Source organism: Brachyspira pilosicoli (assembly GCF_008016535.1).
Taxonomy (GTDB): domain Bacteria; phylum Spirochaetota; class Brachyspiria; order Brachyspirales; family Brachyspiraceae; genus Brachyspira; species Brachyspira pilosicoli_A.
Genome location: NZ_SAXY01000080.1, coordinates 1 through 4,640, shown reverse-complemented (window position 1 = coordinate 4,640; position 4,640 = coordinate 1). Strand labels below are relative to the sequence as shown.

11 protein-coding genes are annotated in these 4,640 nt (G+C 24.0%); 6 read left to right on the top strand and 5 right to left on the bottom strand.

From position 1 onward, the window contains the following. The first annotated feature begins 318 nt into the window (after positions 1-318). The 4 genes from EPJ72_RS12760 to EPJ72_RS12745 all read left to right on the top strand — a co-directional run bounded on the left by EPJ72_RS12760 (position 319) and on the right by EPJ72_RS12745 (position 2,132). On the top strand, positions 319-501 hold the full coding sequence (locus EPJ72_RS12760; protein ID WP_147732490.1) for a hypothetical protein: 183 nt from the start codon (positions 319-321) through the stop codon (positions 499-501). Positions 502-508: 7 nt separating this feature from the next. Then, positions 509-745, top strand: a complete 237-nt coding sequence (locus EPJ72_RS12755; protein ID WP_147732489.1) for a hypothetical protein — start codon at positions 509-511, stop codon at positions 743-745. Next, a complete protein-coding gene (locus EPJ72_RS12750) occupies positions 738-977 on the top strand; it encodes a hypothetical protein (protein WP_147732488.1) in 240 nt (79 codons plus the stop codon). Before EPJ72_RS12755 ends, EPJ72_RS12750 begins: the two co-directional genes overlap by 8 nt. Before the next feature lie 225 nt (positions 978-1,202). Then, complete coding sequence (locus EPJ72_RS12745) at positions 1,203-2,132, top strand: tyrosine-type recombinase/integrase (protein ID WP_147732487.1); 930 nt, start codon at positions 1,203-1,205, stop codon at positions 2,130-2,132. 62 nt (positions 2,133-2,194) lie between these two features. Here EPJ72_RS12745 and EPJ72_RS12740 read toward each other — a convergent pair whose 3' ends face one another. From EPJ72_RS12740 to EPJ72_RS13670, 4 genes are all read right to left on the bottom strand, one after another. After that, positions 2,195-2,563 (bottom strand): helix-turn-helix domain-containing protein, encoded by a 369-nt coding sequence (locus tag EPJ72_RS12740; protein WP_147732486.1) that lies wholly within the window; start codon positions 2,561-2,563, stop codon positions 2,195-2,197. Positions 2,564-2,576: 13 nt separating this feature from the next. Further along, a complete protein-coding gene (locus tag EPJ72_RS12735) occupies positions 2,577-2,948 on the bottom strand; it encodes a type II toxin-antitoxin system RelE/ParE family toxin (RefSeq protein WP_147732485.1) in 372 nt (123 codons plus the stop codon). A 252-nt stretch (positions 2,949-3,200) separates the two neighbouring features. After that, on the bottom strand, positions 3,201-3,347 hold the full coding sequence (locus EPJ72_RS13570) for a hypothetical protein (RefSeq protein WP_242005023.1): 147 nt from the start codon (positions 3,345-3,347) through the stop codon (positions 3,201-3,203). Positions 3,348-3,350: 3 nt separating this feature from the next. Then, positions 3,351-3,473, bottom strand: a complete 123-nt coding sequence (locus EPJ72_RS13670; protein WP_277871930.1) for a hypothetical protein — start codon at positions 3,471-3,473, stop codon at positions 3,351-3,353. Positions 3,474-3,653: 180 nt separating this feature from the next. On the opposite strand from EPJ72_RS13670, the gene EPJ72_RS12725 reads away from it, so the two are divergent. Both EPJ72_RS12725 and EPJ72_RS12720 read left to right on the top strand, forming a co-directional pair. Beyond that, complete coding sequence (locus tag EPJ72_RS12725) at positions 3,654-3,860, top strand: hypothetical protein (RefSeq protein ID WP_147732484.1); 207 nt, start codon at positions 3,654-3,656, stop codon at positions 3,858-3,860. Between the two features lie 61 nt (positions 3,861-3,921). Then, positions 3,922-4,338, top strand: a complete 417-nt coding sequence (locus tag EPJ72_RS12720; protein WP_242005022.1) for a hypothetical protein — start codon at positions 3,922-3,924, stop codon at positions 4,336-4,338. Here EPJ72_RS12720 and EPJ72_RS12715 read toward each other — a convergent pair. Next, positions 4,264-4,640: integrase core domain-containing protein (locus tag EPJ72_RS12715; protein WP_147730244.1), on the bottom strand; the 377-nt coding region annotated here is incomplete at its 5' end. The genes EPJ72_RS12720 and EPJ72_RS12715 overlap by 75 nt on opposite strands.

Below are 4,640 nucleotides of genomic sequence, written 5' to 3'. Positions count from 1 at the left end.
TATTGTTTAAAATATATAAAAGTGATAAAAAGCATAGTTTCCAAAGAAAGTTTTCTTGGTCTGCCATTATTAAAACCTTTATATACTTTTCTTAATTCTTCTAAAAGAAATAAATATGTTTTTTTAAGCCAATCACACTTTGACAATCAATCATTTTTATAAAATCCTTTTTTACGAATATATTAACATAATTCTTACTTCTTTGAAACTATAAATTGATTTGTCAAGTACTTTTGAAACAAGTCTATTATATAAAGTTAAAGATAATGAAAAGGCTTTATATAAGTACATGAAAAAAATTAATAAAAGGAGTAAAAGATGATTTGTGTTATATGTAAAAAAGACTTTGATAACTTAGGAGAAACAACTATACATATTGAAGGTAAAACTAAAGATGGAAAAGAAGTAAAAACAAAAGAAAAGAAAATAAATATATGTGAGGATTGTATATTAGAAATAGCTAAATCTGGATTACCTACAGAAATTAGGTTTGAGGATTAATGAGCAGATGATTAAAGCTATTATTCACTATAATGATGCAGATGATGAGTTTAGAAGAATGCATGATATTTTAGGAGTATTAAAATATAAATATAAAAATATTAATATTAGATATAAAAAAGTAAAGAATCAAAATGAATTATTTGTAACTATAAATAACGAAAAATTAGATTGTAATCAGTCTTTAGGGTTTTATATGCAAACAATTGAACAGATATTAAATAAGGACGGAATATATGACTAAAAAAAATAAAGCCAATAAATATAAAGCTATTTATAAACATATAAAAAGAGATCTGAGGTATGATTGGCATAAAAAGATAAGTTATAAAAATGAGATAGATGTAATAGCTAAATTAAAAATATTAATAAAAGTTGGTAAAAAATATAAATGCTTATTATTTAAGAGAGTTTCAAAACTTCCTAGAAAACTTGCATTTAAAGATTATTATATACAGTTGAGGGTATATAAATGATGGTTTATGAAATTGGTTCTATAGCCTTTGGAATATTCGGTGTTATATTTATTTTTATAAGTATAACATCAAAAATTTGTTATATAGTAATAAAATTAAATTAGGAGTTATTATGTCAGATCATAACAGTGTAATATTAATGTTTTTATAGAACATAGTTATAAAAGTTTATATTTTTTTCTATAAATAAAGGCTTTTGTCTTTAATTTATGGAAAGGTATAAACATGGCTTCTAAAAAAAAGAATGAATTAATATTACAAAATAATAATAATATAATAACTGAAGAGCAAGCCGAACTTCTTATTAAGCAAGCTAATTATTTAAATATACTTGACTATATGAAAGAAGAGCAGCTTATTAAGCAGATAGATTATGAAACAGAAAAAGAAAACTTTTTTAAGCAATGCTCAAAGACAAAAAGCAATCATACAAAAAGACAATATAAAAATGGGCTCAATAAGCTAGAAGAGTATTGCCGTATAAATAATAAAAATATTTTGTTTATTAAAGCCAGAGAAGCTGATGATTTTATAACCGAAGTTAATTCAAGTGAGCTTTCTAATTTGAGTATACGAGCCTTAGTATCTTCCTGCTCTTCTTTCTTCTCATTTTTAGAGAGAAGATATCCATTTATTAAAAATCCTTTTCGTGGTACAAAAACACGTCCTCCTGTGAAAAATAAAAAAAGACTTGAAGTGCCTACTAAAAAAGAAATTGAGCTTATTATAAAAGATATATCTGATCCTTTAATAAAGATGGCCATCATTTTTATAATGGAATGCGGAGTGCGTGTTGGTGCTTTATCTAAACTTGAAATAAAAAACAATAAATATTATTCATATTCAAAAGGAAAAGAAATAAGTTGGAAAGTTACTGACAAGGTTATAAAAGAATTAAAAAAGAATAAATTATATATAGAAACTCCATTTAAAAATAAAAGCTCTGAAGTTATTCGTAATATATTCTATAGAAGTTCGAAGCGTTTATATGAACAAGGTAAAATAAAAGCCTCTTACTCTATACATGATATAAGACATTATTTTGCAGTAAAGTTATATAAACAAACAAAAGATATAGAACTTATTAGACAGGCTTTAAATCATAGTAGTATAGCCATAACAGGATTATACTTAAGAAGTTTGGAAGTAGAATAATATTTTAAGTGTTGCGATAATATAAATTATCGCAACACTTATTTTAAACAATTAAAATATATTTATACAACGCTACTTGCATATTGCTTTTTAGTATTAGATAAATTACGGCTTTTATTCTTTATTCTAATATGTTTGTTTTTTGAGTCATTTTTTATAGAGTTATGTGAAACCAAATTAATATCAAGTCCTAATACAGATGCAACACTTATAAATGTACTCATATTGCAATTTGCTCCTAATTCCACTTTCGATAATTGTTGTTGTGTAATTCCTGCTTTATTGGCCAACTCCTTTTGTGTCATACCTTTTTGAGTTCTCATTTCATTTATTTCAGAAGATAAAGTTTGCAAAACACAATTTATATCATAAAATCTTTTTGCTTCTAAATCTTTTGAATAATCCTTTTCTTTATGTTTTATTAATTTCATATTTACTCCTAATTTATAATAATTTTTCTAATTCTTTTTTATTACTATATGTATGATAAAAATCTTGTCTATAATTTTTAACATACTCTATTTCTTTTGAATAATTATCCTTTTGTTTTTTCATAAGCATAACTATAACTGCATACTCATCATCTGCACTATTTTCTTCAAATGCATAAAAGAATAATATTCTTGACTCATGGCTTTTATTATATAGTTTAAGTTCAAATATTCCATCTTGCAAATATTTACATTTCGGTTCTTTAAGTTTTTTACCGTTTGTAGCTAATTGCTTAATAATAGCTTGTATCATAGTTTCAAATTGTTTATCTTTAATTTTAGATAAAGATTTTTGAAACTGCTCTGATTTTAATACATTAGCCATGCAACTTCCTTATTTATTGATAATAGTATCATATCTATTACAAACTCCTTTGATTTAATTAGTTATAATATTATTATACATAAAAAAAGATGTAAAGTCAAATATTATATAAATAATTTTTTCTTATGTGAATTATAACTGATTTATATTTGCTTGGTGGGGGTGGGTAAAATCTCTACAGGCTTTTAAGTGGTGCAACGAGTGGGGAGTCTTTTATGTGTGGCGACAACTTTTTTATTAGGGGGTATCAAATTATTTTTCTAATTCTTTAACCCTATTTTCTAATTCATCAATTCTTTTAACTTCTTTTTCAATAATAGCAACTCTTTTAGTTAATTTTTGCATTTCACCACCTTTCTCTTCGTATTCTTTTTTAGCCTTTGCAACACAAGCCTGCACAAATCATCCAAATGTGGCATTAGAATAATTTGAAGGATCAGATTTAGCTTTTTCAACCATTTTTACAATCCATCTATATAAATTTTGATTAAAATTAATTGTTACACTATTTCTTGAATCATCCATTTTTTAAAACCTTATTATGTATTTTGGATAGAATTATAGCCTTTTTATTAATATTTAAAATAAAAATAGTCAATTTAAACTTTTGACTTAAAAATATATTTTTTTTGTAGAAAAGAACTTGCTATCTTTCGTAACAGAGTTATTGTCATCACATAAATTAATTAAGAAGAGGTAAATAACATGATTAACTTAACATTATTTTTGAGTGATTATCAACAAGGTTCAGACTTATTAAAAGAAGGTAAATATAGTTCTGCAATAACTCGCTTTGAATCTTTAATTGAAATGCTTGATGATAACAAAGATACTATATCAGATTATAAAGAATTAAAAGAATGCTTTAATAATAATATCGAAGGATGTAAGCTATTAATGAAAGGATTTTAATAGATATCATAATGGGGCATTATATGCCCCTTATATAAATAATTTAAAAGAGGTAAGAAAAATGCAAATAAGTAATCAAGAAAAAGAGGAACTTCTCAATAGAAAATATAAGGAAACAAAAGAAAACATAAAAGTAAAAATATCTAATATATTAACAGGCATAGAAAATATAAACATAGAAATAACACCATTTGATATTATAGTAAAAATAAAAGATGAAATTATAATAATGGCGTCATTAGATATACATAAAAAAATAAGTATAAAATACTCTTATGAGAAAATATATTTAACTGATAATATAGATGATGTTAAGTTTGATTTATATAGAAATATATTTAATGCTTTTGATTTATTAAGAAAAGATAATATAAAAAATAAAGTATCTAAAATATTAGAAGTGTCATGGAGCCATAGATATTGTACTTTTACTTGCTATGATATTTTTGATTCTTTCTTTGATTGTAATATAACCTAACGAAGAAATCAATCTTTGATTGTTATAAAAATGTGTATATTCTTTTAATTTTTCTCTTAATAATTCTACTGTGATATTTTTATTTAATCGTGAATAAAATTCTCTTTCGTCTATGCCGTGTACTCTTTCTACTACGCCGTTATATCTTGGTGTTGCTACAGGAATATATCTTCTCTCTAATTTATTTTTAAGACAATATTCATCAAAAATATTTATTTTAGGAGTATTAATACAGCGATAAGTATATTCCATACCATTATCGGTCTGTATAGATTGTATCCTAAAAGGTGAAGTTTTCAATA

Excerpts from the sequence above, each read along its gene's own strand:
- EPJ72_RS12760 (WP_147732490.1), top strand. The coding sequence starts at position 319 with ATGATTTGTGTTATATGTAAAAAAGACTTTGATAACTTAGGAGAAACA.
- EPJ72_RS12755 (WP_147732489.1), top strand. The coding sequence starts at position 509 with ATGATTAAAGCTATTATTCACTATAATGATGCAGATGATGAGTTTAGA.
- EPJ72_RS12750 (WP_147732488.1), top strand. The coding sequence starts at position 738 with ATGACTAAAAAAAATAAAGCCAATAAATATAAAGCTATTTATAAACAT.
- EPJ72_RS12745 (WP_147732487.1), top strand. The coding sequence starts at position 1,203 with ATGGCTTCTAAAAAAAAGAATGAATTAATATTACAAAATAATAATAAT.
- EPJ72_RS12740 (WP_147732486.1), bottom strand. The coding sequence starts at position 2,563 with ATGAAATTAATAAAACATAAAGAAAAGGATTATTCAAAAGATTTAGAA.
- EPJ72_RS12735 (WP_147732485.1), bottom strand. The coding sequence starts at position 2,948 with ATGGCTAATGTATTAAAATCAGAGCAGTTTCAAAAATCTTTATCTAAA.
- EPJ72_RS13670 (WP_277871930.1), bottom strand. The coding sequence starts at position 3,473 with ATGGATGATTCAAGAAATAGTGTAACAATTAATTTTAATCAAAATTTA.
- EPJ72_RS12725 (WP_147732484.1), top strand. The coding sequence starts at position 3,654 with ATGATTAACTTAACATTATTTTTGAGTGATTATCAACAAGGTTCAGAC.
- EPJ72_RS12720 (WP_242005022.1), top strand. The coding sequence starts at position 3,922 with ATGCAAATAAGTAATCAAGAAAAAGAGGAACTTCTCAATAGAAAATAT.